A 25609-nucleotide genomic window follows, 5' to 3' on the forward strand; every position below is an offset into this window, starting at 1 on the left:
CTTCCATTGTTCGGTGTCGGTCGGAGCCGGTCGGCGTTCGTACTCGCGTCAGTTGCCGAACAGCAGGGCGACGCCCTCGGCGAACGCCGAGTCCAGCACGAACACCAGCGCCACCATGATCGACACGAAGATCAGGACCGCGATGGTGTACTTCACCATCTGGCCGCGGTCGGGCCAGATGACCTTGCGGAGCTCGGCGACGACCTCCCGCAGGAACCGGGCGAGCCGGGCGAAGAGCGACGGCTTCTTCTCCTTCGTCGCCGCGGCGGCGCGGGTCGGGGTGGCACGGCCCTTGCCGGGGGTGCTCGCGGAGCCGGAGGCCCGCCGCCCACGACGGTCGGCGGCGTTGCTCGGGCGCTCCCGCCCGGGCCGCTCCGACTCGTGCTCGTCGCTCACGCGTGTCGCCCTCCGCACGTGGCGGGCGTCCGCCCGCCCTCGGTCACGTCCTCCGCTTCGGGAGAACCCTCGTCGCTTCGCCGTCCGTGCCGTCGGCCGCGCCGCCGTGATCTCCGGCGGCCTGCGGCGTCGTGGCAGGGGTGACAGGACTTGAACCTGCAACCTGCGGTTTTGGAGACCGCTGCTCTGCCAATTGAGCTACACCCCTTTGCCCCGATCCGCCACGTGGCGGCGGGGCGGACGCAACGGATCGTCCGGTGCGTCCGGCTGGAACGAGTGTACGCACCCGCTTCCGCGGGCCCGTACCCCGGGTCGCCTCACCCCGGGAGGACGACCTCGGCGCGGGCGCGGCCGAGCACCGTCTTCCCCTCGAAGGCCGCCTTGAGATCGACGACGGCGATCCGCTCCCCGCCCTCCTCGCGCACCTCGGCGACGGTGCCGGAGAGCTCGACGGTGGCGCCGGCGTCGTCGTCCGGGACGACGACGGGCCGTGTGAAGCGGGTGCCGTAGCTGCGGATCGCGGCCGGGTCCCCGGTCCACGCGGTCAGCACGCGGCCGGCGAGGGCCATCGAGAGCATCCCGTGCGCGATCACACCGGGCAGCCCGGCGACCGCGGCGACGCGGTCGCTCCAGTGGATCGGGTTGAGGTCGCCGGAGGCACCGGCGTAGCGCACCAGGTCGGCGCGGGTGACCTGCACGGTCAGCGACGGCAGCGCGTCGCCCTTGGCGCAGGCGGCGGCGGTCTGCGGGGTCAGCGGTGCACTCACGCGTCCCCCTCGCCGCCCGTGTCCTCACCGGCGGGGCTGACCAGCATCGAGTGCGTGGTCGCCACCGGCTCGCCCACCGCGTCGGTGACCTCGCAGCGCAGCGTCAGCATGTGGTTGCCGGCCCGGGTGCGCAGCTCGTCGACGTGCAGCACCGTGGTGAGCTCGTCGCCGGCGACGACCGGCCTGCGGAACGTGATCCGCTGGTCCCCGTGGACCATGCGGGTGTAGTCCCACCCGAAGGCGGGCTCCCGGAGGAAGCCCTCGATGACCGGCATCGTGAAGCAGGTCGGGAACGTCGGCGGGGCCACCAGGTCCGCGTGACCCGCGGCACGTGCCGCGTCCACGTCACGGAAGAGCGGATCGCCGTCACCGATGGCGACGGCGAACTCGCGGATCTTCTCGCGACCGACCTGGTACGGCCCGACCGGGTCCGAGCTGTGCCCGACCCAGGACTGGTCGACCACCGTCAGCTCCGGGAGTCGCTACGCACTCAGCGGGTCTCGCGGTGCGCCCGGTGGGTGCCGCAGTTCGGGCAGAACTTCTTGATCTCGAGCCGGTCGGGGTCGTTCCGCCGGTTCTTCTTGGTGATGTAGTTGCGGTGCTTGCACTCCTCGCAGGCCAGAGTGATCTTCGGCCGCACGTCCGTGGCCTTGGCCATCGCGGGTGCCTCCCAGCATGTCTCGTGAATGATGCGCCAACGTGGTGACGATGGCCGGACTTGAACCGGCGACACAGCGATTATGAGCCGCTTGCTCTACCAACTGAGCTACACCGTCATGCAAGAAGCCCCGCCGCATGCGGCGAGGCCCCTTGTAGAGCCCCCTTACGGAATCGAACCGTAGACCTTCTCCTTACCATGGAGACGCTCTGCCGACTGAGCTAAGGGGGCGGCAGCACCGGTGTCCTGCGGGCCCGAGGGCCTCGCTCTCACCGACGGGAAGAACTTTACACCGGGGTCCCGGGCCCCCGAACGGGGGGTCCCGGAACCCGGTTCCTGCAGGTCAACCGCTGTTGGTCACCAGCTCGACTTGCGGACACCCGGCAGTGCGCCGTCGTGTGCGAGCTCGCGCAGCCGGACCCGGGACACCCCGAACTTGCGGAGGTGCCCGCGGGGACGCCCGTCGACCGAGTCGCGGTTGCGGACCCGGGTCGCGCTGGCGTCGCGTGGCTGGCGGCGCAGCTCGGCGACCGCGGCGGCCCGCTCCGGCTCCGGCGTCGACGGGCGGGCGATGAGCGCCTTGAGCTCGGCCCGCCGCTCGGCGTAGCGGGCGACGATCTCCTTGCGCCGCTCGTTCTTCGCGATCTGTCCGGTCGTGGCCATCAGACCTTCACCCCGTTCGCCCGGATCTTCGCCACCGCGGCGGAGACGCCGATCCGGTCCACCGTCCTGATCCCCTTCACCGAGAGCGTGAGCCGCACCCAGCGGTTCTCCTCGGCCAGCCAGTAGCGGCGGGTCTGCACGTTGGGGTCCCAGCGCCGGCTGGTGCGCCGGTGGGAGTGCGAGACCGACTTGCCGAAGCCCGGCTCGCGGCCGGTCAGGTCACAGCGCTTCGCCATCGCTCACCGTCCCGCGTGCGGGTAGGGCAGCAGGGCCATCTCGCGCGCGTTCCGGATCGCGGTGGCCACCTGCCGCTGCTGCTGCCCGTTGAGACCGGTCACCCGGCGGGCGCGGATCTTGCCGCGGTCGGAGATGAACGTGCGCAGCAGCGCGGCGTCCTTCCAGTCCACGTGCTCGATCCCGCGCTGCTTCAGCGGATTGGGCTTGCGGCGCGGCGCGCGCACCGACTTGCCACGTGCGGGCATCAGCGCTCCTCCTTGAACTCGACGTGCCTGCGCACCTTCGGGTCGTACTTGCGCAGGACCAGGCGGTCCGGGTCGTTGCGGCGGTTCTTGCGGGTCACGTAGGTCGTGCCCGTCCCCGCCGTCGAGCGCAGCTTCACGATCGGCCGAACGTCGGTCGACTTGGCCATCGCGCCCCTCCTCTCAACATGGGAATCGTTTTCGTTTACGCTACACCGGACCGCGACCACGTCCGACTCCGGGAGGAAGACATGACCGAGCTGGTGGTCCTGTGCGGGACCGAGCCCGACGGGGTGGAGCGGACTATCACGCGGATGCGCGAGCTGGACCCGGGTGTCGTCGTGCTCCACCACGACCTGCGTGACCTCGGCCGCGGTGTGGTGCACCGGCGGCTGCGGGACGCGGGCCGCGACGAGCGCACCGTGCTGGAGCTCGCCCACGGCTGTGTGAGCTGCACCATCCGCGAGGACGTGCTGCCGACCCTGGCCGCGCTGGCCGGGACGGTGGACCGGGTGGTGCTGCACCTGGACCCGCGCCTGGAGCCGGAGCCGGTGTGCTGGGCGCTGGGGGCGGTGGTGTTCGAGCCGCCGGGTGGCGGCGAGGCCTGCACCGCGACCGACCTCGTCGACCTGCGCGGCGTGGTGGCCGTGCTCGACCCGGACCACTGGCTGGACGACGCCACCGGGGACGCGACCCTGCCCGAGCGCGGGCTGTCCACGCTGCCCGACGACGAGCGGACCGTCGCCCAGCTCGCCGTCGGGCAGGCCGAGTTCGCCGACGTCCTGGTGCTGACCCGCGCGGTCGGGCCCGGGGGCGCGGACCGGACCGCCGCCGTCCTGGACCGGCTGTGCCCGACCGCACCCCGGCTGCTCGCCGGGCGGGCCGACCACCGGGTCTTCTGCGACGGGCTCGACCCCGCGTCCCGCCGCGGTGTCCCGGGCGGGGTGCACGACCCGCTGCTGCGCGGGACACCCCCGCTGGAGGCCGACAGCGGCGTCCGCACCCTGCTGTTCTCCGCCCGACGCCCGTTCCACCCGGACCGGCTGCACGACGCGATCGACAGCCTGCTCGACGGCGTCGTGCGGGCCCGCGGCCGGGTCTGGCTCGCCACCCGTCCCGACGCGGTGCTGTGGGTGGAGAGCGCGGGCGGCGGCATGCGGATCGGCCACGCCGGCGACTGGCTGGCCGGCGCCGACGAGCAGGCGTGGACCGAGGCCGGCGACCAGCGCCGGGCGCTGGCCGCCCTGGCCTGGCACCCGCGCTGGGGCGACCGCGCCCAGGACATCGTCGCGATCTGCCACGACGCCGACCCCGACGAGATCGACGCCGCCCTGCGCTCCGCGCTGCTCACCGACGCCGAGATCGCCGCGGGCGAGGACGCCTGGGCCGCCCTGCCCGACCCGTTCGGCTGGGCCCACGACGAGCCCTGCGCCGAGTCCGAGCCCGTGGGGCCCGCCGCCCTGGACGACCCCACCGTCCGTTCCGACCGAGAAGGAGACCTCTGATGGCCGTTCCCAAGCGACGGACGTCGCGATCGAACACCCGGCACCGCCGGTCGCAGTGGAAGGCGACCACACCCGACCTGGTGCCGCTCACCCTGGAGGGACGCCGTCACCTGGTGCCGCGCGCCCTCGTCCCGGCCTACCGCCGGGGCCTGCTGCCCCCGCCCGCCGGACGGGGCTGAGGGCACCCCTTACCCGCGGGCCCCGGGCGGCCCGCGGGACGGCGTGATCGCCCGATGCCCCGGCCGGCCCCTCAGCCGCAGTGTCGTCGTCATGCTGATGACGCACATCCCGATGGACCATCTCGTCGCCCTCGCCGAGCAGCGGCAGGCCCGGCTGCGGGAGGAGGCGGACCGGTACCGCACGGAGCGGCTGGCGCGCGGCGCCGCCGGCCCGTCGCCGGTGGGACGGCTGTGGCTGCGGCTGCGGGCCCGGCTCACCGCCGCCCGGCGGCCGGGCCCCCGCGGGACCACCGTCGCCGGACCGGCGCCGCACCGGGCACCCCACCCGGCGGGCCCCCGCGGCGCGGTAGGGACCGGGCGGGACCCGGCGGCACCGGACGGGCGGGTCCCGGCCGGGCCGCGTGCCTGAGCCGCGCGGACGGTCCGGTGCCGCCGTCGCGCCCCCGGGGGTGTCGGTGGCCCGTGCCACGATGCGCTCCATGACGGCGGGAGCGACCCACGGGGACGGCGCGACCGGCCCGGACCCGGACGAGCTGGTGGGCCGCGCGGACGAGCTCGCCGGTCTGCTCCGCGACCTCGACGCCGCCCGGGCCGGGCGGGCCCGCGCCGTGCTGCTCGCCGGGGAGGCGGGGATCGGCAAGTCCCGGCTCGCCACCGCACTCGGCCGGGCCGCCGCGGGGGCGGGCGCGCAGGTCGTCGTCGGGCGGTGTCTCGACGCGGGCGGCGCCGCACTCCCCTACCTTCCCTTCTCCGAGGTGCTCGACGCGCTGGCCCGGGCGGGCACCGCGCTGCGGCCGGTGCTGCACGGGCTGCTGCCCGGCGCGGCGGAGGCACCCCGTCCCGCGGCGGGGGACGGGGACTCCGGGCGCCTGCAGGTGTTCGACGCGGTGGCCGGTGCCGTGCGCGACGCGGCCGCGACGGCGCCGCTGCTGGTCGTGCTGGAGGACCTGCACTGGGCGGACCGTTCCACCCGCGAGCTGCTCGCGTTCCTGCTCGCCCGGCTGGGCTCGCAGCGTCTGCTGGTGCTGGGCACCTACCGCTCCGACGACCTGCACCGCAGGCACCCGCTGCGCGCGTCGCTGGCCGAGCTCGTCCGGCTGCCCGCCGTCCGCCGGGTCGAGCTGGGCCCGCTCACGCCCGACGCCGTGCTGGCCCTGGTCCGGGCCCGGGCGGCCACCGGGGGTGTCGACGAGGCCACCCTGCACCGGATCGCCGCCCGCAGCGAGGGCAACGCCTTCTACGCCGAGGAGCTGGTCGCGGCGGGGTCCGACGGCCTGCCGGGCGGCCTGGCCGACGTACTGCTCACCCGGCTGGACCGGCTCGGCGGACCGGCGCGCGAGGTGCTGCGGGTGGCCTCGCTGGCCGAGCGGAGCATCCCCCACGACCTGCTGCGCGACGCGTCCGAGCTGTCCGCGGCCGACCTGGAGGCGGGGCTGCGGGAGGCGGTGTCGCATCACCTGCTCGTCCCGGACCCGGCGCCCGGCGCGGAGTCCTACGTCTTCCGGCACGCCCTGCTCCGCGAGGCCGTGCACGACGATCTGCTCCCGGGTGAGCGGGTCCGGCTGCACGCCCGGCTCACCGCGCTGCTCGCCCGCCGGTCCGACGACCCCGGGGTGGCCGCCGCGCTCGCCCGGCACGCGCTGGCCGCCCACGACCTGCCGCGGGCGCTCGCCGCGTCGGTGCGCGCCGCCGAGGAGGCCCACCGTAGGCACGGCCCGGCCGAGATGCTGGCCCACGCCGAGCGGGCCCTGGAGCTGTGGTCCGCCGTCGAGGACCCCGAGCGGCTCACCGGTGTCACCGAGAGCGCGCTGACCCGGGAGGCGGCCTGGGCGGCGAGCGCCTCGGGCGACCAGGAACGGGGCATCGCCCTCGGCGCCCGCGCGGTCCGGGTCGCCGACCTCGACGAGGATCCACGGGCCAGGGCCGGGGCGAGGCGGCACTACGCGATGCGGCTGCTCGACAGCGGGGCCCGGGTGGACGCGGCGGTGGCAGCGGCCACCGAGGCCGTCGCGCTGCTGGCCGGGGGCCCACCCGGCACGGAGCTGGCCTGGGCGCACGCCGTGCTCGCGCGGGCGCACCTCAACGCCGACCACGCCGAGCCCGCCTGGTCGCACGCCCGCGCCTCGCTGGCGGCGGCCCGTGCCGTCCACGACACCGCGCCACCGGCGGAGGGGTCGACCGCCTACCGCGACCTCAGCGCGGTCTGCGCGGACGCGCTGATCACCCTGGCCTTCTGCGCCCGGATGGAGGGGGACCCGCAGGCGGCCCGGGACCGGCTCGCCGGGGCGTCCTCGCTGGCCGCCGCGTCGGGGAACCGGGTCGTCGAGCTGCGGACGGTGTGGAACCGCGGGGTGTCGTTCATCGAGGACGGCCTGCTCGACGCCGCCGCGGACGAGTTCGCCGAGGGGGCCCGGCGAGCCGCCGCGTACGGCCTGCTCTGGGGCCGGTACGGCCTGGAGTTCCGGATCGCGCAGGTCCGCGTCGACGTCCAGCGCGGGGAGTGGGACGCCGCCGTCCGGACCGCCGCGGACGTCGACCCCACGCTCCCGCTGCGCGTCACCGGGCAGCTGGCGGTGGCGGGGGCGCTGGTCGGCGTGGCCCGCGGCGACCTCGACGGCGCCGAGGAGCTGCTCTCCGTGCTGGCCACCGAGCCACCGGTGCACGACCAGGCCGCGCTGCTGCAGGGCGTCGTCGGGGCCGAGTCGGCGCGCTGGCGGGGCGACGCGGCCCTGGCCGTGGACCGCGTCGCCACCGCGCTCGGGGTGCTGCGGGCGGAGTACCCGCACCACCTCGGCGAGCTGGCGCTGTGCGCACTGGGCGCAGCGGCCCGTGCCGACCTCGCGGAGGCCGCCCGTACCGCGGGCGACCCGGCGGGGGCGCAGGCGCACGCCGGGGCGGCGGCCGGCCTCGCCGACGAGGCCGCGCTCACCGCCGAGCGCGGCCTGCCCCGCGGGACCGCGGTCGGGCCGGAGGGCCGGGCGTGGCTGGCCCGGGCCCGCGCCGAGGCCGCCCGGGCCCACGGCGAGGCGGCACCACAGGTCTGGGACGCCGTCGTGGAGACCTTCGCCGGGTACGGCGACGGCTACCGCGCCGCGGAGGCCCGGTGGCGGCGGGCCGAGGCCCTGCTCGGACGGGCGCACCGCGGTGGCCCCGGCACCGACGGCGAGGCCGACCGCCGCGCCGCCGCCGAGGACCTGGCCGTCGCCGCCACCGGGGCCGACCGGCTCGGGGCGCGCCCGCTCGCCGAGGCCGTCGCCGCGCTGCGGCTGCGGGCCGGCGACGGCGGTCCCCGGCCCGCACCGCCGTCGGGCGCCGGTGGTTCCCCGCTCACCCCGCGCGAGCACGCGGTGCTGGAGCTGGTCGCGCACGGGCTGACCAACCGGGCCGTCGGCGAGCGGCTGTTCATCTCCGAGAAGACCGTGAGCGTGCACCTGTCCCGGGTGATGGCGAAACTCGGCGCCTCCGGCCGTGCCGAGGCGGTCGCCCTCGCGCACTCCCGGGGTCTGCTCACCCCCCGCGACTGAGGACCGGGGCACGCCGGTCTGTCCCCTCCGGACCGGACCGGACCGGGCCCGTGCGGGCCGTGACGTGTGCCACCCCCCGTGCCTAGGGTCGGTCGTGCCGCACGTCACCGGCAGACCGATGGAGGTCGCATGGTCGTCCACGGGCTCGTCCCGTCGTCCCGGACCGGCAGCGGGGCGGGGGTGACCGCATGATCGCCCGTTCGCCCGCCCCGGACCTGGACGTGCCCGCCCTGCCCGCCTCCGCGACGCTCCGCGGCGCGGCCGACCGGTTCGGCGACGCGACGGTCCTGCACCAGGCCGGGCACGAGGTCACCTTCCACGGGCTGCTGGCCCGCGCCTCGGCGTTCGCGCACGCGCTGCACGCCGACGGGGTCGGCCGCGGCGACGTCGTCGCACTGCACCTGCCGAACTGCCCGCAGTACGCGATCGGTTACTGGGGGACGCTGCTGGCCGGGGCGACCGTCACCCCGGCGAACCCGCTGCTCGCCCCGGACGACCTGGGCGCGCAGCTCGCGGACGCGGGGGCGGCCGTCGTCGTCAGCTGGGAGGCGGCACTGCCCGCGGTGCTCGCCGCGCGGCCGGCGACGTCGCTGAAGCGCGTGCTCGTCACCGGTGCCCACGGCGACCCGGAGCAGCTGCCCCCGGAGGTGACCGGGTTCTCCGCGCACCTCGACGGCAGGCCGGCCACCCCGCCGGGCACCGACCTGGAGGTGGACCCGGACCGCGACCTCGCCCACCTGGCCTACACCGGCGGCACCACCGGCCGGTCCAAGGGTGTGCGGGTCACCCACCGGCACGTGCTCACCAACGCACTGCAGGCCGCCTGCTGGGGCACCGGCGCCCGGCCGGACGTGACCGCCACCGTGCACGGGCCCGGCGTCGTCCTGGCCGACCCCGGTCCGGCGTCGGAGTTCCCGACCCCGATCGGCACCGGACGGGCGATCGGCATCGCCCCCTGGTTCCACGCCATGGGCACGATCGGCGGGCTCAACGTCCCGCTGCTCACCGGGACGACGACGATCGTGCACGCCCGCTTCGATCCGCGCGCCTACCTGGCCGACGCCACCCGGTTCGCCGTCACCTCGCTGTCCGGCGCGCCACCGGTGTACGCGGCGCTGCTCGCCCACCGCGAGGCCGCCGGGGACCTGTCCTCGGTGCGGTCGCTGACCTCGGGCGCGGCACCGCTGCCGGTCGAGATCATCCGGGCGCTGCGCGACTGGTTCGGCGAGGACCTGGTCATCTCCGAGGGCTACGGCCTGACCGAGGTCACGATGGCCGCCACCCTCGGTCCCGCCGCCCGGTCCGCGGACCGGCGCCCGGGCACCGTCGGGCTGCCGATCGCGGGCACCGAGATCCGCATCTCCGGACCGGACGGCGAGGAGCTCGACGCCGGCGCCGAGGGCGAGGTGTGGATCCGCGGGCCGCAGGTCACCGGCGGCTACCACCGGCGCCCGGCCGAGACCGCGGCCGCCTTCGACGGCGACGGGTGGCTGCACACCGGCGACGTCGGCGTCCTCGACGGCGACGGCTACCTGCGCATCGTGGACCGGCTCAAGGACATGCTGCTCCACAAGGGCTACAACGTGTACCCGCGCGACCTGGAGGAGCGGCTGCTGGCGCTGCCGGGCGTGACCGGTGCAGCCGTCGTCGGGCGCCCGGTGGGGGTCGACGGCGAGCACCCGGTCGCGTTCCTGACCACCGTGCCCGGCGCCGACGGGGCCGCGGTCCGCGCCGCCGTCGGCGGGCTGAACGAGCGCCTGCTGCCCTACCAGCGGCTGCGGGAGGTGCACCTCGTCGGGGCGATCCCGGTCTCGGCGGCGGGGAAGGTGCTCAAGCGGGACCTCCGCGAGCAGCTGCCGGCCCTGTCCCCGGACGTGGCGAAGGAGTGACGATCAACCACTCTGTGTGAGGGAACGGGCGCTGCACGGGTGGACGAGTACGTCCGATGGGTGGAGTAGTCACTCCTACGGTTGGCGTAGGGGATGACCGGATAACAGGCTGGTCGTACGACACGACAGACGGGTGGAAGCAGGAGCCGGCGGCGCGCACCGGATCCCGAAGAACCCCGTATCGACTCCCCCGAGATCGTGGTGATCGTCATGTCCGCGCCCGCCGTCCACATCCCCAGCCCGCGCCGTCCCCTGGGCGCCGCCCCCGCCACCCCGTCGGTCCCCGCACCGCGGGCCGGTGGGACCGGGCGTGCGGACCGGGTCGAGGGGCGGCACCGCCGTCGCGAGGACCACGTCGACCTGCCGGCGCCGCGCCGGGAGCGTCCGCGGTCGACCTCGCCGCTGGCGCCGGGCATCCCCGCACCGCGACCGGCGTCGCCCGGGTCGTCGGCGTCGCGTCCGGGCCCGGCGGCGCAGCACCGCACCGTCCCCGCACCGCGTCCGGCCGGCGGCTCCGTCCCGGAGCCCCGCCGCACCGGCACCCCGGCCCGGCCGCTCGGCGGCACCCCGGCGCGGGGCCCGGTCGCCCCGGACCGGGACGGCGCCGGACGCACCGGCGGGCCGTCGGCCGTCGCACGCACCCTGGACGTCCTGGGCCGGGTCGGAAGCATCACCACGATCGCGGCGATGCTGGTCCTGTCCGCCGCGCTGGCCGGGCTCGCCGACGGCACCCCGCCGAGCGGTGCGGCCGCCGAGGTGGCCGTGACGACCCTGCGCTGAGCGGGGTCAGGCCGCGTCGGAGCGCGCCGCCCGGTCCGGCGGCACCGCCTTCATGACGTGGTCGACCAGGTCCAGGACCATGCGGTTCCCGCCGAGGCGGTACCCGAAGTCCTCCCAGCCGAGCAGCTCGCGCGAGATCAGCTCGCCGACCGGCCCGGGGTAGATCCGGGTCGCACGGAACGCGGCCGCGCGGATCCGCATCTTCTCGTGGTGATCCATGGGTTGCGGGTCGCTCATACCCTCACCTCCACGTCAGGGGGACTGGACGTGGCGCGTCCTCCACACTGAGTGGCTCGCCTGCGTTCCATCGTGACACCCCCACGCCGCAGGACCAGGCGACGTGCGCAGGATCTCAGGCGCCGTGTCACCGGGGTGTTCCCCGCCGGTCACGCCGGCGTTGCGGGGTCGATCACACGACCGCCCGGGCCCCGGTGGATACCGTGCCCGCATGGCCGACCGCACCCGGGACCTGCTCTGGTCCGACGTCGACACCCTGTACGGGGCGATCCTCGCCCACCCGTTCGTCACCGGGCTGACCGACGGCTCGTTGCCGCACGAGACGTTCCGGCACTACATCGTCCAGGACGCGCACTACCTGCGCGGCTACGCCACCGCGCTCGCCGTGTGCGCGGCGAAGGCCCCGACCGACGACGACACCCTCATGTTCGCCGAGCACGCCGCCGGCGCGATCGCCGCCGAGCGGGAGCTGCACGCCGACCTGCTCGGCGCGCTCGGCCTCACCTCGGAACAGGCCCGCGAGCTGCCGGTCGCCCCGGCCACCCGCGCCTACGTCAGCTACCTGCTGGCGGCCGCCTACGGCGGGTCCTACGCCGAGGGCGTCGCCGCGGTGCTGCCCTGCTACTGGATCTACGGCCGGGTCGGCGAGCACCTGGTCGGCGCAGGCTCCCCCGACCCGGTCTACCAGCGCTGGATCGACATGTACGCGGGCGAGGAGTACCACGCCGTCGTCGAGGCCGTGCTGGACGCGACCGACCGGGTCGGCGCCGCCGCGTCGACGGGGGAGTTCGCCCGCATGCGCGAGCACTTCACGACGACCTCGCGCTACGAGTGGATGTTCTGGGACGGCGCGTACCGCCGGGAGACCTGGCCGGTCTGAGCCCGGCCGGTCGCCTCAGCGGTTGTCGAGCCGGTCCGGGATCACCAGGTGCAGGAAGAACGACACGATCCCGACGACGATCGCGCCCCAGAACGCCGCCCAGAACCCGTCGACGGTGAACGGCAGGTTCAGCACCGACGACAGCCAGCCCGTCAGCAGGAACATGAGCGCGTTCACCACGAGCGCGAACAGACCCAGCGTGAGGATGTAGAGCGGGCAGCCCAGCGTCGCCACGATCGGCTTGACCACGGCGTTGACCAGGCCGAACACCAGGGCCACGCCGATCAACGTGAGGATCGAGGTGGAGGTGCCGGCGCTGTCCAGCCGGATGCCGCCGACCAGCACCGTCGCCACCCACAACGAGGCGGCGACGACGAGCGTGCGGATGGTGAAGGTGAGCACGGGGCTCGGTGGGGTCATCGGTCGGTCACCGCCTGCTGGACCAGCGTCTGGAGCTGGGATCGGATCGGATAGGTGCTGGAGGGGACGAGCTGGGTCATGAAGACGACCACCAGGTCGTCGACGGGGTCCACCCAGAACGCGGTGGAGGCCAGCCCGCCCCAGGCGAAGGTGCCCTCGTTGGCGAAGCCCTTCGTCGCCGCCCCGTCGACGACGACGGAGAAGCCGAGCCCGAAACCGACACCGGCGAACGCCGACTCGGAGAAGATGGGCCGCCCGACGGTGTCGAGGTCGGCGCCGCCGGGCAGGTGGTTGCGGGTGGCCCGGGCCAGGGTGCGCGGGCCGAGGATGCGAGCGCCGTCGAGCTCGCCGCCGCGGGCGAGCATCCGGGCGAACCGCAGGTAGTCGCCGGTGGTGGACAGCAGTCCGCCGCCGCCGGAGAGGAAGGTGGGCTCGCGGGTCGCGGACCGGGCGAGCACCTTGTTCTCGACCAGACCGCCGCCGGGGCGGGCGTTGTAGAGCGTCGCGAGCCTGCCGGCCTGCGCGGACCCCTCCGGCACCCAGAACGCGGTGTCGGTCATCCCGAGCGGGCCGGTGATCTCCTCGCGGAGGAACTCGTCGAGCCGGCGTCCGGACGCGACCTCGACGATACGGCCGAGCACGTCGGTGGCCACCGAGTAGTTCCACTCGCGGCCCGGCTGGAACAGCAGCGGGAACGACGCGAAGTGCTCGCTCGCGGCCGCGAGGTCCATCCCGGACGGGGCGCCGAACTCGAAGCCCTTGGAGCGGTACATCTCGTCGACGGGGTGGGCGTGGTGGAAGCCGTAGGTCAGGCCCGCGGTGTGGGTCAGCAGATGGTGCACCCGCATCGGCTCGACGGCCGCGTCGGTCCCCGGATTGAGCGCCGAGCCGCCGCGGTAGACGCGCTGCTCGGCGAACGCCGGGATGTAGCGCGACACCGGGTCGGTGAGCTCCAGGGCGCCTCGCTCGGCGAGCATCAGGACCGCGACCGAGGTGATCGGCTTGGTCATCGAGTAGATGCGCCAGAGCGTGTCGTCGGTCACCGGAGCGGCGGAGTCGAGGTCGCGGACGCCGAGGTGGGTCAGGTGCGCGAGCCGGTCGTGCCGGGCGACGGCGATCGTCGCGCCGGCGAGGCGGCCGTCGTCGACGTAGCGGCGGAAGTGGCTGTCGATCCGGGCCAGCCGGGCGGGGTCGAGGCCGACCTCCGCCGGGTCCGCCTCGAGCGTGCCGAAGGTCGGGGAGGTCACGATCACGACCCTACCCGCGGGCCGCGTCCACAGTTCTGACGATCCTGCGGCCCGGCGCGTCACCCGGCGGACGCCCGCTCGTACTACCGGAAGTGCCCTGCGGGGCACGCGGACACCGGCGGGGGCCGGTGCCCGCCCACGCGTCGTGGCCGGTCCGAACGGGGAGCCCGGGCGGGCCACGGCGCGGCCGGGCCGGAGCGACGCGGACCCGAGCGGCTCAGACCGGCACGATCTCGTAGCGGGCCAGGCGCTCGCCGCGCAGCGCGGTCGCCCGCAGCGCCGCGGCCAGTGCCCGCGACGCCCGCGGCAGCCGGGCCGCGATCTCGGCGGGTGGGGTCGCGGCGTCGCAGGAGGCGGCCAGGCGCAGCCCCCACGGCTCCAGCTCGCGCGGGTCCTCGCAGGTCCAGTCGACCTCCAGCTCGCGCAGCGGGCCCGCGGCGAGCCGCCCGGCCGCGCCCCGGGACAGCAGGTCGGTGACGAGCTCGGCGCCCGGGAGCATCCGCGCGGCGGTGAACACGATCCGCTGCACGCCCTGCTCGGGCAGCAGCGTCAGCACCCGGTCGGAGACGACCAGGTGCGGGCCGGGCAGGTCGCGGGCCAGCTCCAGCCAGTCCTCGTCGAGCGCGGACCCGGCCACCAGGTGCGCCGGGCCCGCCAGCAGCTCGCGGCGCAGCTCGGCCACCCCGGGCAACTCGACGTCGACCCAGTGCGCCGGGCCGTCGTCGCCGAGCCGTCCCGCGCGGTCACCCAGCCCCGGTCCCAGCTCGACGACGGTCCCGCCCGGGTGCCGTCGTGCGAATCCGCGCACCCACTCGTCGAGGACCGCGACCCGCAGCAGCGTGGAGAGCGTGTCGGCCCGCCCGGGCGCCGAGCCCAGGTCGAGGTCGTCCGCGACGACGGCGGCGGCGTGGTCCCCGACCACCGGATGGCGGCGACGGGCGTCGCGGGCCCTGGCGTGTGCCGCGGGCAGCGACGTCGCCTCGAGCGCCTGCAACCGCGGACGGCGTCGTTGCGTCACGGTGTCCTTCCCCCCTCCAGCGGGCCTCCGCGAGGGCGTCGGCGCTGGTCGCGCGAACGTACTAGTTGCGCGACGAGGCACCCGAGCCGGGAGGCGCCGGGCGGTGGACGGTCCGCGGTCGGTGGCTCGTGAGCGGTCCCCGGACACCGGGGCGCCGCCGCCGCGGGGCCGCGGGGCCGCGGACCTCCATGATGGGGGGCGTGCCTCCCGCCCTCCTCACCTCCGCCGCGCACGGCGACACCGAGGTCCTGCGCCTGCTCGAGCGCCGCCGCGACACCGGGCGCCGCCCCGGCCGGCACGCCGACGGGGCACGGATCGCGCTGGTCGTCGGCGGGGGCGGGATGCGCGGCTCCTACGCGGCCGGGATGGTGCACGCGCTGTCCGACCTCGGGCTCGCCGCCGGCGTCGACGAGGTGTGGGGCAGCTCGGCCGGGGCGTTCGTCGGGACGGCGCTGGTCATGGGGCACGGAGCCGAGGTGTCCCGGGTGTTCGAACGGGACATGGCGTGCCGCGAGTTCATCGACCCGCGCCGGTTCGGCACCCGTCGCCCGATGGTGTCGTTGGACCACCTGTTCGACCGGATCCTGGTCGACTCCCTCCCCACCGACTGGTCACGGCTGGTGGACCCGCCGGTCCCGCTGAACGTCGTGGTCACCGGGGCGGTCGACCTGCGCCCGCGGGTGCTGACCGCGCTTCCCGACGGCGCCACGTGGAGGACCGCGATGCGGGCGACGGCCGCGATCCCGCTGCTGGCGGGCCCCCCGGTACGGGTCGGCACGGGCGAGGACGCCGAGGACTTCATCGACGGCTCGGTCGGCGACCCGCTCCCGGTCGCACGGGCCCTGCGCGACGGCGCCACGCACGTCCTGGCCCTGCTCACGCGCACCGCCGACGACCTCACCGGCATCCCGCCGGACGCCCGCACCCCGCTGTGGGCCCGCTCACTGGACCGGCTCGCACCGGGCCTGGGCCGGATGGCGCAGGACGCCGCCCGGCACGGCGAGTGCCTGCCCCTGCTCGCCGACGCCGCGCACCCGGACCGGGCCGGGGCGCACCTGCTGACGCTGAGTCCGCACTCCCCCGCCGGCGTCCACGGCCTGTCCACCGACCCCGGGCGGGTCGCCGCCGCGGCCCGGATCGGCTACGAGACGGTGCTGTCCGCGACGGCCCCGGCCGCCGCGGCCTGAGCCCCCTCCCGCCCGTGCGCCGATGACTTCGGCGCGGCCGGGCGGTCGGAGCTGGTGTGAGCACCGTGCCCCGCACCGGACCCGGGGGGTGGCCCATGCACGACGACGCGCCGTCGCGGGTGCGGACCCGCACCGTCGTGCTCGCCCCCGGCGAGGTCCACCCGCACGTCGAGGACGAGTGGCGGGGCGCCGTCGTCGTGGTCGACGCCGGCCGGATCGAGCTCTGCTGCGCCGCGGGCGGGAGCCGGACCTTCGGTACCGGGTCGGTGCTGTGGTTCACCGGGCTGAACCTGGTCCGGGTCCGCAACCCCGGGCGGGACGAGGCGGTGTTCCGCGGCATCACCCGCGGGCCGCCCTGACCCGGTCCCCCTCGGCCCGCCGTGTCGAGCCGGCCCGCCGCGTCGAGCGTCCGCTGCGTCGGGTCAGCCCGCCGCGTCGAGCGCCCGCTGCCAGATCCCGTTGCGCGTGGCGACGAGGCCGAGCTCGCGCGGGTCGGTCACGCACACCCCGCGGGGACGGTGGGTGTCCCACAGCTGCGCGTCGTCGAAGACGGCTCCGCAGCCGCCGAACCGGCGGCAGCAGTGCGCCCGGTCCGGCCCCACCCACTCGGTACCGCAACAGGACATCCGCATGATCCGCACGGCGGGCAGGCTACGGGGCACCCCCGACAGTTCCGGTGGGCGCCGGGATCGGGTCGGTGGCGAGGAGGTCGTACCAGACGCCGTCGTCGACGATCTCGTTCTCCGTGCCGTGCACGCCGTCGGCCCGCGGGCGGCCCCACAGCCGGAACCCGGCGCGCTCGGCGACGCGGCGGCTGGCGGTGTTGTCCGCCGCGGCGCCGAGCTGCAGCCGGTGCCGGCCCATCCCGCCGTCGGCGACCGGGGTGAACGCGTGCCGCACGACCCGTCGGACCGCGGCGGACACCGCGCCGCGGCCGCGGGCGTCGGGGTGGGCGCGGTAGCCGACCTCGCCACCGGTCGGGGTGTAGGCCCGGTCGGTGCCGAACACCGAGACGGTGCCGAGGTAGCGGTCGTCGTCCGGGTCGGCGATCACCCAGCCGACACCGGAGCCCAGGGAGCGTTCCAGCGGGTGGTCGCGCAGCCAGCGTCGGGCGTCGTCGTCGGTGTAGGGCACCGGGAGGGTCGCGCTCCACCAGCGGGCGAGGGGGTCGTTGCACGCCTCGACGTGCCGGATGAGGTCGGCCCCGGTGGGCGGGCGGAGCCGGACGCCGTCGCCGTCGAGCACCGGGTGCGGCCACCACGTCGTCGCCGGGGGCCGGTCGGCGACGGGTGTGCCGGGCAGCAGCACGGCGGTCCAGGCGTCGACGAGGTCGTCGCCGGCCGGCAGCGCCCGGGTGCGGACACCCTCGAAGCGGAACCCGCAGGCGTGTGCCACGCGCCAGGACGCGACGTGCCCGGCACGGCAGTCCCAGTGCAGCGCGGCGAACCCGGCGACGTCGAAGCCCCAGTCGGCGGCCAGCCGCAGCGCACGGCTCGCGAGCCCCCGTCCGCGCGCCCACGGCGCGAGCAGGTAGCCGACCGACGGCAGCGGGTCGCGACGCAGGTCGATCGAGCCCGCGTAGCGCGGGCGGCCGTCGCACTCGGCCTCCACCGCCCACACGTACTGACGGCCGTCGGCCCACCGGCGACGGGCGAGGTCGATCCACTCCCGGGCCCGGTCCTCCCCGGAGGTCGGGTCGAGCGACGTCCAGCGGTGCACGTCGGGGTCGCGGTACACCTCGAGCATCCCGGGGACGTCGGATCCGGTGTGCGCGCGCAGGGTCACGACCCCGTCGGTGAGTACGGGAGGGACGGTCACGTCGACACCGTCACCGGCCACGCCCGGTCGGGGCAACCGGGTTCTCCTACGATCGGACCTGTCCGCAGGGGGCGGGCGAGGGGGAGGTGTCATGGCCGCGCTCACGGAGCGACTGGTCGACCGCAGGCTGGGCTTCGGTGCCGACGAGCCGTACGTGCGCGAGCGTGACCTGCGGGTCCCGCTCTCCGACGGTGTCGTCCTGCTCGCCGACCTCTACCGGGCCCCCGGCCCGCTCCGGCCGCGTCCGACGGTGCTGATGCGCACCCCCTACGGCCGCGACGGCCTCGGGTCGATCATCGGTTCGCTGCTGGCGCGCCGCGGGTTCCAGGTGCTGGTGCAGTCCACCCGGGGCACCTTCGGCTCGGGCGGGCAGTTCCGCCCGTTCCTGCACGAGAGCTCCGACGGTCTGGACACGCTCGCCTGGGTGCGCGGGCAGAGCTGGTGCGACGGCCGCGTCTCGATGGTCGGCCCCAGCTACGTCGGGCACACCCAGTGGGCGGTCGGCCCCTACGCCGACCCGGGTCTGTGCTCGATGAACGCCGACATCACCGCGTCGGAGTTCACCAGCACCTTCTACCCGGGCGGCGCGCCCGGCCTGCTCAACCTCGCGACCTGGGTGAACCAGATCGGCCGCCAGGAGCGCATCGGCGCGGTCACCGGCTTCCTCGCGACGCCGGTGTTCAGCCGTCGCAAGCGCCGCGCGGTGACCTCCCAGCCGCTGCAGGCCGCGGACGTCGCGCTGACCGGGGCGCCGGTGGTGTTCTGGCGGGACTTCGTCGAGCACGCCGAGCAGCCGCGCGAGTTCTGGGCGCCCGCCGAGCACGACGGTTTCGACGCCGCCGCGATGCCGCCGGTCTGCATGGTGACCGGCTGGTGGGACCTGTTCCTGGACCGTCAGCTGGTGGACTTCACCGCGCTGCAGCGCGGCGGGGCGACGGCGCGGATCACGATCGGCCCGTGGACCCACGGCGACCGCGGCTCACTGTCGACCATCGCCCACGAGATGGTCCACTGGCTGGGCGTGCACCTGCACGGCGGCGAGCACGACGAGCGCGCGCCGGTCCGGGTGTACGTGCAGCACGCCGACCGCTGGACCGACCTGCCGTGCTGGCCGCCGCCGGAGGCCCGCCCGACCGAGTGGTACCTCGACGCCGACGGCGGGCTGGGCCCGGACCGGCCGGCCGGGACACCCCCGCCGTCGCGGTTCGTCTACGACCCCGCCGACCCGACACCGACGGTCGGGGGCCCGATGCTCCAGCCGCCGTCCAAGCAGCTGGACAACCGCGCCGTCGAGACCCGCGACGACGTGTGCGTCTGGACCGGCCCGCCGCTGGAGTCCGACCTGGACCTGCTCGGTCCGGTGTCGGCCGTGGTCTACGTGCGGACCGGGACGGGGATCGGCGACGTGTTCGTACGCCTGTGCGACGTCGGCCCCGACGGGACCTCGATGAACATCACCGACGCGATGCACCGGCTGGTGCCCGACCGGGAGGCCACCGCCCCGGACGGCACGACGGTCGTCCGGATGACGCTGAGCCCGACCGGGTACCGCGTGCGGGCCGGGCACCGGCTCCGGGTGCAGGTCGCCGGCGCGGCGTTCCCGCGCTTCGCCCGCAACCCGGGAACCGGTGAACGGACGGCGACCGCGGTCGGCGGGGAACGGATCTCCTACGAGATCCTGCACGATTCCGAGCACCCCTCGCACGTGGTCCTGCCGCACCACCCCTGAATTCCGGGTCCACCATTCGTCTTTCCGGTCGTCCCCGGAAATGCGGATATCCCCCGCTCCGGTCGGAAGAGCGGGGGATCTCCGGAAGTGCAGGGTCACGGATGACGGGAAGACGGTCCCGTCATCGTGCCCGGTGGTGCAGGTGCACTCAGTCCTGGATGTTGGTCTGGTTGTCACCCTGCGAGCAGTCGCTGAAGCTCGGGGCGTCCTCACCGTTGGTGGCCTGGCCACCCAGGATGCCGAGGACGCTGGCGGCGACGTCGGCGCTGTTCAGCGAGCAGCTGAGCACGTTGGCGTTGTTGAGGGCGTTGACGTCGCCGACGTTGACCAGACCGGTCTGGTCGCCGCTGACGCGGTCCTTCTCCAGGTTGTTGATCTGGTCGGCGTTGATGCGGTCGCCGCCGTGGCCGTGCCCGTGGCCCTTGTCCCAGCCGCCGTCACCCGCGAAGGCGAGCGGGGAGATGGCGAGCAGACCAGCGGTGACGCCGGCGGTCAGGATTCCAGCCTTCTTCAGCACAGTTATTTCTCCGTCGTGTACGGGGTCCGATGTCGGACCGGCGTGTTCGGCGTGGGTTCGGGAGCCCCGCCGATGCACAGAACGCTATCCGGTCCATCCCCGATCCAACGAACTTTCTACCACTATCGGACGATGGGCATTACTGCCCGCGAGGTTATTGCTCTCTTCCGGTAGCCGGGAATCCGCGTGGACGTCGCTTCCGGACGCTGTCCGCGACGGATCGTCACCACAGTGGACCCGAACGGACGCGTACCTTTTTCCCGGAACACGCTCCGTGATGCACCCTCCGCACGGCCGTGTCACCGCGTCACCCTGTCGTATTGACCCGGGGGACCTCCCGGCACCGGATCGCACCCCCCGACGGACGGATCCGCCCCGGAAGAGTGGGCCGGAACCGGCTCGTGCGCGGCGTGCCGCCGTCGACGTCCGCCGCCGACGACACGCACCGCCGGGATCGCCACGACCTCCGACGTCCCCGCCGCCGCGGAACTGCTCTGCGCGGCGCTCCTCGACCACCCGTTCACCCGTCACACGATCGATGCGGTCGAGCACCCGCGACGCCCGGGCGCCGGCCAGGAGCTGCTGGTGCGCGAGGTCGGTGTCCCGCACGGGCCGGGCCGGGTGGACCGCGACGGACTCCCGGCCCTCGCTCGCGTCGGACGTGCGGCTCCGCACCCGCCCCGGCTCCCGGGTCACCGCCGAGGTCGACCGGCCGCGCGGCGGGCCCCGCACCTGGTCGATGCTGCGCTCGGCCACGACGAGTGGCCCCTGAGAACGGCCCGGGAACGGACCGGACACCGGGGCCCGCCCGCTGAGACCGGCTCACGGTGTTTCTTCATCGTTCTCTCTGACTAACATTGCCCCATGGCGATGAATTGTTGCCCTGATGTCGGCCCGGCGGTGGCGCTGTTCCGATCGCTGGCCGACCCGGCACGGCTGGCCATCGTGCTGCGGCTCGGCCGGGGTGAGGCCCGCGTGGTCGATCTGACCCGCCAGCTGGGTCTCGCCCAGTCGACGGTGTCGAAGCACCTGGCCTGCCTGCGGGACTGCCGCCTGATCGACTCCCGGGCCGAGGGACGCCAGTCCTACTACCGCCTCGTGCGCCCGGAGCTGCTCGACCTCCTGCGCAGCGCCGAGACGGTGCTCGCCGAGACCGGCGACGCGGTCGCGCTGTGCCCTACCTACGGCGCACCGGGACAGACCGGGGAACGGGCGTCGTGACCCTGTCCCTCTCCGACGACCGTCGCGCCGTCCTCGTCCGCCGCATCCGCCTGCTCGTCGCGATCACCATCGGCTACAACGTGGTCGAGGCCGTGGTCGCCATCGCCGCAGGTCGTGCCGCGTCCTCGATCGCCCTGATCGGGTTCGGACTGGATTCGGTCATCGAGGTCAGCTCGGCCGCTGCCGTGGCGTGGCAGTTCGCCGGCCGCGACCCGGCCCGCCGCGAGCACATCGCCCTGCGGGTCATCGCGTGCTCGTTCTTCGCCCTCGCCCTCTACGTGACCGTCGAGGCGCTGCGGGGCCTGTCCGGGGCGGCGGAGGCGGACCGTTCGACGGTGGGCATCGTGCTGGTCGCGGCCAGTGTTGTGGTCATGCCGTTCCTGTCGTGGGCGCAGCGGCGCGCGGGGCGCGAGCTCGGCTCGGCCAGCGCCGTGGCCGACTCCCGGCAGACGCTGCTGTGCACCTACCTGTCGGCCGCGGTGCTCGTCGGGCTCGTTCTCCACACCACCCTCGGCTGGTGGTGGGCCGACCCCGTCGCCGCGCTGGTGCTGGCGGGCCTGGCCGTGCGCGAGGGTGGGAACGCGTGGCGGGGAGAGGGCTGCTGCGCCGCGCTGCCCGGCGCCGTCGCGACGTCCGACGCGCGCGCCGACGGCTGCTGCCGCTGACGGTCCGGAGCCACCACGATGTGGACACCCCTCGGGCGAGGGGTGCGGCCGGATCCCGCGCCTGGACGTCGTCCTGGCGATGGATCGTGTACCTCACGAACACGATCAGGGCCGATATCCCGAGATGGACGTCAGGGCTTCTCGTCTCGGAGACTGCCCGGGGTGGCCGCTCCGGGTCACCGCGCCGGCCAGGGTCTGCGCCGCCCGCCCGCAGAGCCCCGATCGAACGGGGATGCGGCCGGCGTTCGGCGGCCGGGTCGAGTCGTGAGGGATGTCGATGAGCGACGGCACGTCGAGCAGGTTCCACGTCAGGGCGCAGGACCAACCCGTCGTCGACCAGGGCGACGCCGGGAACGAGTCGTGGATGAGCGCCGGCGGTGACCCGCGCGATCGGGGACGGCTGATCGAACTCGTGTCGGAGCAGCTCGTCGGGTCCGAGCGCCTGATGGTCGGACTGGCCTGGCTGAGCCCCGGCGAGGTGCACCTGCTCCACCATCACCCGCACGCTGACGAGTGGTACTACGTCATCCGGGGGTCGGCGCAGTTCACCATCGGCGACGAGGTCATCCGTGGTGAGCCCGGTTCGGCTCTGTGGATCCCCACGGGGGTACCGCACCGGATCCACAACGACCGTCCGCGGGAGACGCTCGAGTTCCTGTGGGGCTTCGACCGCCCGCGTCTGGACTCGGTCGGGATCGTCTGGGACGAGTAGCCCGCGGGACATGATCGCGCGGTGGCTCGACGGGCACGCAGCGGATGGCATGTGGACACCGATGCCGGACATCCGGGCTCGCTCGGCGACCGGGGCCGGGTGGCCGGTTCCGGCGGCCGCGACCGGGTCGGAGGTGGAGGCGGGGTGCCTGTCCGAGAACCGCTACGGGCGTCTGCGGGCCGCTGCCCGGCCGAGCGCGATCTCGCCGGACGAGGCCACCTTCCCGCTCGCCCCCACCACCTCCGGCACGCCGCGGTGTCGACGTGGGCACCCCGGCGGGGCCCGGTGACCGACCGCGGACGACTGCTGGCCGACCGGGTCGTCACCGCTCAACGGGGGCGTCCCGGTCGTCCAGGTCGCGACCTGGGCCGGGCACAGCGTCGATGTCCTGCCGGGGGTCTACGCGAACTGCATCGGAGCAGCAAACCCCGCGTGCGTCCGCATAGAGTCTGTAGCTCGCGCCGGCGGGTTGTGGCCATTTCTCCCCCGTCCCCTCGTGCTGGCCGCATCGCTCGTCGTGGCGGCGGAGGCAAGGGGTGGCGCAGCCATCGCGCAGCGACGCCCTGCGGCCGACACCACGACGTGGGCGCTCAACGGCCGAGGGGTCGAGCCCGGCTACCCGACAGTCGTTCGTCGACGTCGATGGCCGTCGGGAATCGAGTGCGGGTCAGCGCACTCGCCCGAGGATGGCGGCGAGCTCGTCTGGAGCGGAGATCATGGGGCTGTGCGACGACGAGATGTGTTCGACGTGGTCCGCCACTGGGGCCACCTGCTCCTGGACGGCCGCGGGGAGGGCCTCGTCGTTCTCGGTGATGATGTAGGTGGCCGGGTGTCCTCGATCGGGGGCGGAGCTGGGTGCTGCGGCAGCGGCGATCGACAACGGCACCATGCGACGCATATAGATCTCGGCGGACTTTCTGTCCACATCGGCGCAGAGGGCCTGCCGGAGCAGCTCCAAGTCGTCGGTGACTCTCAGCGTTCCGTCATCGTGTGGCGCGAGCCAGGTGGCTGGCGGCATCCCGGGCATGGACATCAGGTCCATCAGCGGCTGGCCGAGCGACGGCATGGCCGCGGCCAAGTAAACACTGTGGGCAACGCCTGGATGGCCGGCGAGCTCGGTAATGACCATCCCGCTGTAGGAGTGCCCGACGAGCACCACGGGTTCACCAGCGCTCTCGATGTGCTTCCTGATGGCAGCCGCGTCGGCCGCCAGGTCCCCGAGTGAAGTCGGATCGGGACCACAGCTCGGTAGCTGCTCGACCACGTCGACCAGGTGGCCGTCCTTCTCCAACCGCTTGGTGACTTCGCCCCAGTACCAGCCGCCGACGAAACCCCCATGAACGAGAACGAAGGTGGACATGTCGGAGGCCTCCTGGTCGTGGGCGCCGAACGAGGATCGTCCTGCCCGGAGCCTGTGTCTGCATCGGCACTCCTGGGTAACCGCCCGGTACGCCGTGGACGAACTCCCGATGGCCCAGCGCCGATAGAGGAAGGGTGCCTGCCCTGGTGGCTGCGTGCCGGGTAGCCGGACCGACGGCCGTGCCCGGCCGGAGGTAGAGGGTCGGACCGTGGGCCGGCGTGGCCGGCCCGTTCGGACTCCACCGGCCCGCCCCGCCGGGGACACCGATCCGGATCTACGCCAAGTGCACCACCGGTCAGGACGACGCGGTTCGCCGTCGCGTGGAGGACGCGCTCCGCGACCAAGATCAGTCCGTGCATGGTCCGTGAACACCCGTCACGAGCCGTCCGGAGCCGGACAACGAAAAAAACCCCCGGTTCCAGCATTTCCGCTGGTCGGGGGTCTCTTTCACCTGCTGTGGCTGGTCCAGGATTCGAACCTGGGAAGGCTACGCCGACGGATTTACAGTCCGCTCCCTTTGGCCGCTCGGGCAACCAGCCGGGGTGCACGTCGCTCTCGCTGAGTGCGTGAACGAGGATACGACACGACCGACGGCCCCCGACGAGGGGGCCCCGACCGACCCCGAGGGAGTGACCGATGGCCGACCCGTCGTTCGACGTCGTGAGCAAGGTGGAGCGCCAGGAGGTGGACAACGCCCTGAACCAGGCCGCCAAGGAGCTGTCGCAGCGCTTCGACTTCCGCGGCACCAACACGACGGTCGCATGGGCCGGTGAGGAGGCCGTGACCTTCGAGTCCGACACCGAGGAGCGGCTGCTCGCCGGGATCGAGGTGTTCAAGGAGAAGCTGATCAAGCGCTCGATCAGCCTGAAGGCTCTCGAGGTGGACGAGCCCCAGCTGTCGGGCAAGGCCTACAAGGCCGGCGGCAAGATCCTGCAGGGCATCGCGCAGGACAAGGCCAAGGAGATCAGCAAGGCCATCCGCGACGAGAAGCTCAAGGGCGTCCAGGCCCAGATCCAGGGCGACCAGCTGCGCGTCTCGGGCAAGAAGAAGGACGACCTGCAGGCCGTCATCGCGCTGCTCAAGTCCAAGGACTTCGGCATCGCGCTGCAGTTCACCAACTACCGGTAGCCGGGCCGGCCCCGGCACGGCCGGACACCTCCCGCCCGCCACGCCACACGCCCACGATCGACAGGCTGTCGCCGATCGTGGCGGTCGGGTCGCGGGCGGGCGGGCCGGCTCCCGGCCGGACGCACACCCCTCGATGCGTCCCGCCGCAGCCTCTCGGGCACACCGGCCCCGGACGGTGACGCGGGCCGGCGTCGCCGTCGGGTCGCTGTACCAGTACTTCCCGGACAAGCAGGCCCTGCTCGACGAGCTGGTCGCCCGGCACGTCCGGGAGGCCCGGTCCACTCTGAACGCGATCTGCGCCGAGCTGCGGGCGGACCCGCCGGAGCCGCGCACCGCGCTGCTGCGCATCGCCGACACCGCGGTGGCCCTGCACGCCGACCACCCGCGTCTGCACGCGCTGTTCGCCGCGTTCGCGACCCGCACCCCGCACGGCGTCGCGGCCGTCGAGGCGCTGCGGGAGGACTGCGTCCGGGAGGTCGCGTTCCACCTGTCACGGCGGCCCGGCACGGCGGACCCGGACGGGCTCGCGCGCACCCTGGTGCACGCCGTCGACGGTCTGCTGCACCACGCCCCGGCCGTGGCCGGAGTGCAGCGGGAGCGGGTGTGCGGGAACTCGCGCGGCTCGTCGAC

Annotated in this window: 31 protein-coding genes, 4 tRNA genes and 1 pseudogene; 16 read left to right on the top strand and 20 right to left on the bottom strand. The window is 74.6% G+C overall.

The features are described from left to right. Positions 1-48: 48 nt before the first annotated feature. The 11 genes from secE to rpmG (ZF1_RS23805) form a co-directional block, all read right to left on the bottom strand. Entirely contained in the window at positions 49-396 is a 348-nt protein-coding gene (gene secE, locus ZF1_RS23755; RefSeq protein ID WP_482638384.1) for a preprotein translocase subunit SecE, read from the bottom strand. Between the two features lie 132 nt (positions 397-528). After that, positions 529-604, bottom strand: a tRNA-Trp gene (locus ZF1_RS23760). Positions 605-713: 109 nt separating this feature from the next. Next, the gene (locus tag ZF1_RS23765; RefSeq protein WP_139282878.1) at positions 714-1163 is read right to left on the bottom strand and encodes a MaoC family dehydratase; all 450 of its coding nucleotides are present in this window, start codon (positions 1161-1163) and stop codon (positions 714-716) included. Further along, positions 1160-1627: an FAS1-like dehydratase domain-containing protein gene (locus ZF1_RS23770; RefSeq protein ID WP_482638385.1), complete on the bottom strand. Its 468-nt coding sequence runs from the start codon at positions 1625-1627 to the stop codon at positions 1160-1162. Before ZF1_RS23770 ends, ZF1_RS23765 begins: the two co-directional genes overlap by 4 nt. A gap of 26 nt (positions 1628-1653) precedes the next feature. Next, positions 1654-1821, bottom strand: a complete 168-nt coding sequence (gene rpmG / locus ZF1_RS23775; RefSeq protein ID WP_020623293.1) for a 50S ribosomal protein L33 — start codon at positions 1819-1821, stop codon at positions 1654-1656. Between the two features lie 42 nt (positions 1822-1863). Further along, positions 1864-1939, bottom strand: a tRNA-Met gene (locus ZF1_RS23780). Between the two features lie 40 nt (positions 1940-1979). Continuing rightward, positions 1980-2052: transfer RNA gene (locus tag ZF1_RS23785), tRNA-Thr, on the bottom strand. 126 nt (positions 2053-2178) lie between these two features. Then, entirely contained in the window at positions 2179-2484 is a 306-nt protein-coding gene (rpsN, locus tag ZF1_RS23790) for a 30S ribosomal protein S14 (protein WP_073576499.1), read from the bottom strand. Next, a complete protein-coding gene (rpmB, locus tag ZF1_RS23795) occupies positions 2484-2720 on the bottom strand; it encodes a 50S ribosomal protein L28 (protein ID WP_179761792.1) in 237 nt (78 codons plus the stop codon). The genes rpsN and rpmB overlap by 1 nt, the downstream gene beginning before the upstream one ends. Positions 2721-2723: 3 nt before the next feature. Beyond that, positions 2724-2966, bottom strand: a complete 243-nt coding sequence (rpsR, locus tag ZF1_RS23800; protein ID WP_482638386.1) for a 30S ribosomal protein S18 — start codon at positions 2964-2966, stop codon at positions 2724-2726. Further along, complete coding sequence (gene rpmG / locus ZF1_RS23805) at positions 2966-3133, bottom strand: 50S ribosomal protein L33 (protein ID WP_020623297.1); 168 nt, start codon at positions 3131-3133, stop codon at positions 2966-2968. The genes rpsR and rpmG (ZF1_RS23805) overlap by 1 nt, the downstream gene beginning before the upstream one ends. A gap of 81 nt (positions 3134-3214) precedes the next feature. Between rpmG (ZF1_RS23805) and mrf the strand changes: the two genes are divergently transcribed. The 6 genes from mrf to ZF1_RS23835 all read left to right on the top strand — a co-directional run bounded on the left by mrf (position 3215) and on the right by ZF1_RS23835 (position 10840). After that, positions 3215-4468 carry a ribosome hibernation factor-recruiting GTPase MRF gene (gene mrf, locus ZF1_RS23810; protein ID WP_179761790.1) on the top strand — a complete coding sequence of 418 codons (1254 nt, stop codon included), beginning with the start codon at positions 3215-3217 and terminating at the stop codon, positions 4466-4468. Continuing rightward, positions 4468-4647 (top strand): 50S ribosomal protein L32, encoded by a 180-nt coding sequence (gene rpmF, locus ZF1_RS23815; RefSeq protein ID WP_073576503.1) that lies wholly within the window; start codon positions 4468-4470, stop codon positions 4645-4647. The genes mrf and rpmF overlap by 1 nt, the downstream gene beginning before the upstream one ends. Positions 4648-4738: 91 nt before the next feature. Continuing rightward, positions 4739-5056: a hypothetical protein gene (locus ZF1_RS23820; protein WP_346108271.1), complete on the top strand. Its 318-nt coding sequence runs from the start codon at positions 4739-4741 to the stop codon at positions 5054-5056. Positions 5057-5126: 70 nt separating this feature from the next. Continuing rightward, positions 5127-8171: a helix-turn-helix transcriptional regulator gene (locus tag ZF1_RS23825; protein ID WP_482638387.1), complete on the top strand. Its 3045-nt coding sequence runs from the start codon at positions 5127-5129 to the stop codon at positions 8169-8171. Between the two features lie 188 nt (positions 8172-8359). Beyond that, entirely contained in the window at positions 8360-10060 is a 1701-nt protein-coding gene (locus tag ZF1_RS23830) for a class I adenylate-forming enzyme family protein (RefSeq protein WP_346106130.1), read from the top strand. A gap of 210 nt (positions 10061-10270) precedes the next feature. After that, entirely contained in the window at positions 10271-10840 is a 570-nt protein-coding gene (locus ZF1_RS23835; protein WP_179761786.1) for a hypothetical protein, read from the top strand. 6 nt (positions 10841-10846) lie between these two features. Here the strand turns inward: ZF1_RS23835 and ZF1_RS23840 are convergent, their stop codons facing one another. Beyond that, a complete protein-coding gene (locus tag ZF1_RS23840) occupies positions 10847-11077 on the bottom strand; it encodes a hypothetical protein (protein WP_224401401.1) in 231 nt (76 codons plus the stop codon). Positions 11078-11288: 211 nt separating this feature from the next. On the opposite strand from ZF1_RS23840, the gene tenA reads away from it, so the two are divergent. Next, entirely contained in the window at positions 11289-11957 is a 669-nt protein-coding gene (gene tenA, locus ZF1_RS23845; RefSeq protein WP_482638388.1) for a thiaminase II, read from the top strand. Positions 11958-11972: 15 nt separating this feature from the next. Here tenA and ZF1_RS23850 read toward each other — a convergent pair whose 3' ends face one another. From ZF1_RS23850 to ZF1_RS23860, 3 genes are all read right to left on the bottom strand, one after another. Then, positions 11973-12377, bottom strand: a complete 405-nt coding sequence (locus ZF1_RS23850; protein ID WP_073576508.1) for a phage holin family protein — start codon at positions 12375-12377, stop codon at positions 11973-11975. After that, positions 12374-13624, bottom strand: a complete 1251-nt coding sequence (locus tag ZF1_RS23855; RefSeq protein WP_100880685.1) for a serine hydrolase domain-containing protein — start codon at positions 13622-13624, stop codon at positions 12374-12376. Before ZF1_RS23855 ends, ZF1_RS23850 begins: the two co-directional genes overlap by 4 nt. 217 nt (positions 13625-13841) lie before the next feature. After that, positions 13842-14642, bottom strand: a complete 801-nt coding sequence (locus tag ZF1_RS23860) for a class I SAM-dependent methyltransferase (protein ID WP_157818348.1) — start codon at positions 14640-14642, stop codon at positions 13842-13844. A 191-nt stretch (positions 14643-14833) separates the two neighbouring features. On the opposite strand from ZF1_RS23860, the gene ZF1_RS23865 reads away from it, so the two are divergent. After that, on the top strand, positions 14834-15829 hold the full coding sequence (locus ZF1_RS23865) for a patatin-like phospholipase family protein (protein ID WP_161151856.1): 996 nt from the start codon (positions 14834-14836) through the stop codon (positions 15827-15829). A 95-nt stretch (positions 15830-15924) separates the two neighbouring features. After that, entirely contained in the window at positions 15925-16188 is a 264-nt protein-coding gene (locus ZF1_RS23870) for a hypothetical protein (RefSeq protein WP_179761782.1), read from the top strand. 63 nt (positions 16189-16251) lie between these two features. On the opposite strand, the gene ZF1_RS23875 is transcribed toward ZF1_RS23870, so the two are convergent. After that, entirely contained in the window at positions 16252-16461 is a 210-nt protein-coding gene (locus ZF1_RS23875) for an FDXHR family putative zinc-binding protein (RefSeq protein WP_202417011.1), read from the bottom strand. A gap of 19 nt (positions 16462-16480) precedes the next feature. Continuing rightward, complete coding sequence (locus tag ZF1_RS23880) at positions 16481-17647, bottom strand: GNAT family N-acetyltransferase (protein WP_476652700.1); 1167 nt, start codon at positions 17645-17647, stop codon at positions 16481-16483. A 91-nt stretch (positions 17648-17738) separates the two neighbouring features. On the opposite strand from ZF1_RS23880, the gene ZF1_RS23885 reads away from it, so the two are divergent. Beyond that, the gene (locus ZF1_RS23885; RefSeq protein WP_482638389.1) at positions 17739-19376 is read left to right on the top strand and encodes a CocE/NonD family hydrolase; all 1638 of its coding nucleotides are present in this window, start codon (positions 17739-17741) and stop codon (positions 19374-19376) included. 148 nt (positions 19377-19524) lie between these two features. On the opposite strand, the gene ZF1_RS23890 is transcribed toward ZF1_RS23885, so the two are convergent. Next, positions 19525-19893, bottom strand: coding sequence for a hypothetical protein (locus ZF1_RS23890; protein WP_405414914.1), 369 nt, complete (start codon positions 19891-19893; stop codon positions 19525-19527). A 598-nt stretch (positions 19894-20491) separates the two neighbouring features. Between ZF1_RS23890 and ZF1_RS23895 the strand changes: the two genes are divergently transcribed. The 4 genes from ZF1_RS23895 (at position 20492) to ZF1_RS23910 (ending at position 22491) form a co-directional block, all read left to right on the top strand. Continuing rightward, complete coding sequence (locus tag ZF1_RS23895) at positions 20492-20665, top strand: hypothetical protein (RefSeq protein ID WP_482638390.1); 174 nt, start codon at positions 20492-20494, stop codon at positions 20663-20665. 92 nt (positions 20666-20757) lie between these two features. Then, positions 20758-21114, top strand: a complete 357-nt coding sequence (locus ZF1_RS23900) for an ArsR/SmtB family transcription factor (protein WP_405414912.1) — start codon at positions 20758-20760, stop codon at positions 21112-21114. Further along, positions 21111-21779 carry a cation efflux transmembrane domain-containing protein gene (locus ZF1_RS23905; protein WP_345654656.1) on the top strand — a complete coding sequence of 223 codons (669 nt, stop codon included), beginning with the start codon at positions 21111-21113 and terminating at the stop codon, positions 21777-21779. Before ZF1_RS23900 ends, ZF1_RS23905 begins: the two co-directional genes overlap by 4 nt. Positions 21780-22056: 277 nt before the next feature. Next, positions 22057-22491 (top strand): cupin domain-containing protein, encoded by a 435-nt coding sequence (locus ZF1_RS23910; RefSeq protein ID WP_208818979.1) that lies wholly within the window; start codon positions 22057-22059, stop codon positions 22489-22491. Positions 22492-23158: 667 nt separating this feature from the next. On the opposite strand, the gene ZF1_RS23915 is transcribed toward ZF1_RS23910, so the two are convergent. Beyond that, the gene (locus ZF1_RS23915; protein ID WP_482638391.1) at positions 23159-23851 is read right to left on the bottom strand and encodes an alpha/beta fold hydrolase; all 693 of its coding nucleotides are present in this window, start codon (positions 23849-23851) and stop codon (positions 23159-23161) included. A 457-nt stretch (positions 23852-24308) separates the two neighbouring features. Then, positions 24309-24390 (bottom strand) — tRNA-Tyr (locus tag ZF1_RS23920). A 97-nt stretch (positions 24391-24487) separates the two neighbouring features. On the opposite strand from ZF1_RS23920, the gene ZF1_RS23925 reads away from it, so the two are divergent. Both ZF1_RS23925 and ZF1_RS23930 read left to right on the top strand, forming a co-directional pair. Next, complete coding sequence (locus ZF1_RS23925; protein ID WP_062397949.1) at positions 24488-24979, top strand: YajQ family cyclic di-GMP-binding protein; 492 nt, start codon at positions 24488-24490, stop codon at positions 24977-24979. Between the two features lie 133 nt (positions 24980-25112). Continuing rightward, positions 25113-25568: pseudogene (locus tag ZF1_RS23930) on the top strand (TetR/AcrR family transcriptional regulator); the annotation flags it as partial. Positions 25569-25609 lie beyond the last annotated feature (41 nt).

Source organism: Pseudonocardia sp. ZF1, from assembly GCF_056835605.1.

Bases quoted from the DNA above. Each gene is read 5' to 3' on its own strand.
- ZF1_RS23835 (WP_179761786.1), top strand. From the start codon at position 10,271: ATGTCCGCGCCCGCCGTCCACATCCCCAGCCCGCGCCGTCCCCTGGGC.
- ZF1_RS23915 (WP_482638391.1), bottom strand. From the start codon at position 23,851: ATGTCCACCTTCGTTCTCGTTCATGGGGGTTTCGTCGGCGGCTGGTAC.
- ZF1_RS23820 (WP_346108271.1), top strand. From the start codon at position 4,739: ATGCTGATGACGCACATCCCGATGGACCATCTCGTCGCCCTCGCCGAG.
- rpmG (WP_020623293.1), bottom strand. From the start codon at position 1,821: ATGGCCAAGGCCACGGACGTGCGGCCGAAGATCACTCTGGCCTGCGAG.
- rpsR (WP_482638386.1), bottom strand. From the start codon at position 2,966: ATGCCCGCACGTGGCAAGTCGGTGCGCGCGCCGCGCCGCAAGCCCAAT.
- ZF1_RS23865 (WP_161151856.1), top strand. From the start codon at position 14,834: ATGGGGGGCGTGCCTCCCGCCCTCCTCACCTCCGCCGCGCACGGCGAC.
- ZF1_RS23840 (WP_224401401.1), bottom strand. From the start codon at position 11,077: ATGAGCGACCCGCAACCCATGGATCACCACGAGAAGATGCGGATCCGC.
- ZF1_RS23900 (WP_405414912.1), top strand. From the start codon at position 20,758: ATGGCGATGAATTGTTGCCCTGATGTCGGCCCGGCGGTGGCGCTGTTC.
- ZF1_RS23925 (WP_062397949.1), top strand. From the start codon at position 24,488: ATGGCCGACCCGTCGTTCGACGTCGTGAGCAAGGTGGAGCGCCAGGAG.
- rpmG (WP_020623297.1), bottom strand. From the start codon at position 3,133: ATGGCCAAGTCGACCGACGTTCGGCCGATCGTGAAGCTGCGCTCGACG.
- rpmF (WP_073576503.1), top strand. From the start codon at position 4,468: ATGGCCGTTCCCAAGCGACGGACGTCGCGATCGAACACCCGGCACCGC.
- ZF1_RS23910 (WP_208818979.1), top strand. From the start codon at position 22,057: ATGAGCGACGGCACGTCGAGCAGGTTCCACGTCAGGGCGCAGGACCAA.
- ZF1_RS23830 (WP_346106130.1), top strand. From the start codon at position 8,360: ATGATCGCCCGTTCGCCCGCCCCGGACCTGGACGTGCCCGCCCTGCCC.
- rpmB (WP_179761792.1), bottom strand. From the start codon at position 2,720: ATGGCGAAGCGCTGTGACCTGACCGGCCGCGAGCCGGGCTTCGGCAAG.
- ZF1_RS23875 (WP_202417011.1), bottom strand. From the start codon at position 16,461: ATGCGGATGTCCTGTTGCGGTACCGAGTGGGTGGGGCCGGACCGGGCG.
- ZF1_RS23870 (WP_179761782.1), top strand. From the start codon at position 15,925: ATGCACGACGACGCGCCGTCGCGGGTGCGGACCCGCACCGTCGTGCTC.
- ZF1_RS23825 (WP_482638387.1), top strand. From the start codon at position 5,127: ATGACGGCGGGAGCGACCCACGGGGACGGCGCGACCGGCCCGGACCCG.
- mrf (WP_179761790.1), top strand. From the start codon at position 3,215: ATGACCGAGCTGGTGGTCCTGTGCGGGACCGAGCCCGACGGGGTGGAG.
- tenA (WP_482638388.1), top strand. From the start codon at position 11,289: ATGGCCGACCGCACCCGGGACCTGCTCTGGTCCGACGTCGACACCCTG.
- ZF1_RS23850 (WP_073576508.1), bottom strand. From the start codon at position 12,377: ATGACCCCACCGAGCCCCGTGCTCACCTTCACCATCCGCACGCTCGTC.
- ZF1_RS23885 (WP_482638389.1), top strand. From the start codon at position 17,739: ATGGCCGCGCTCACGGAGCGACTGGTCGACCGCAGGCTGGGCTTCGGT.
- rpsN (WP_073576499.1), bottom strand. From the start codon at position 2,484: ATGGCCACGACCGGACAGATCGCGAAGAACGAGCGGCGCAAGGAGATC.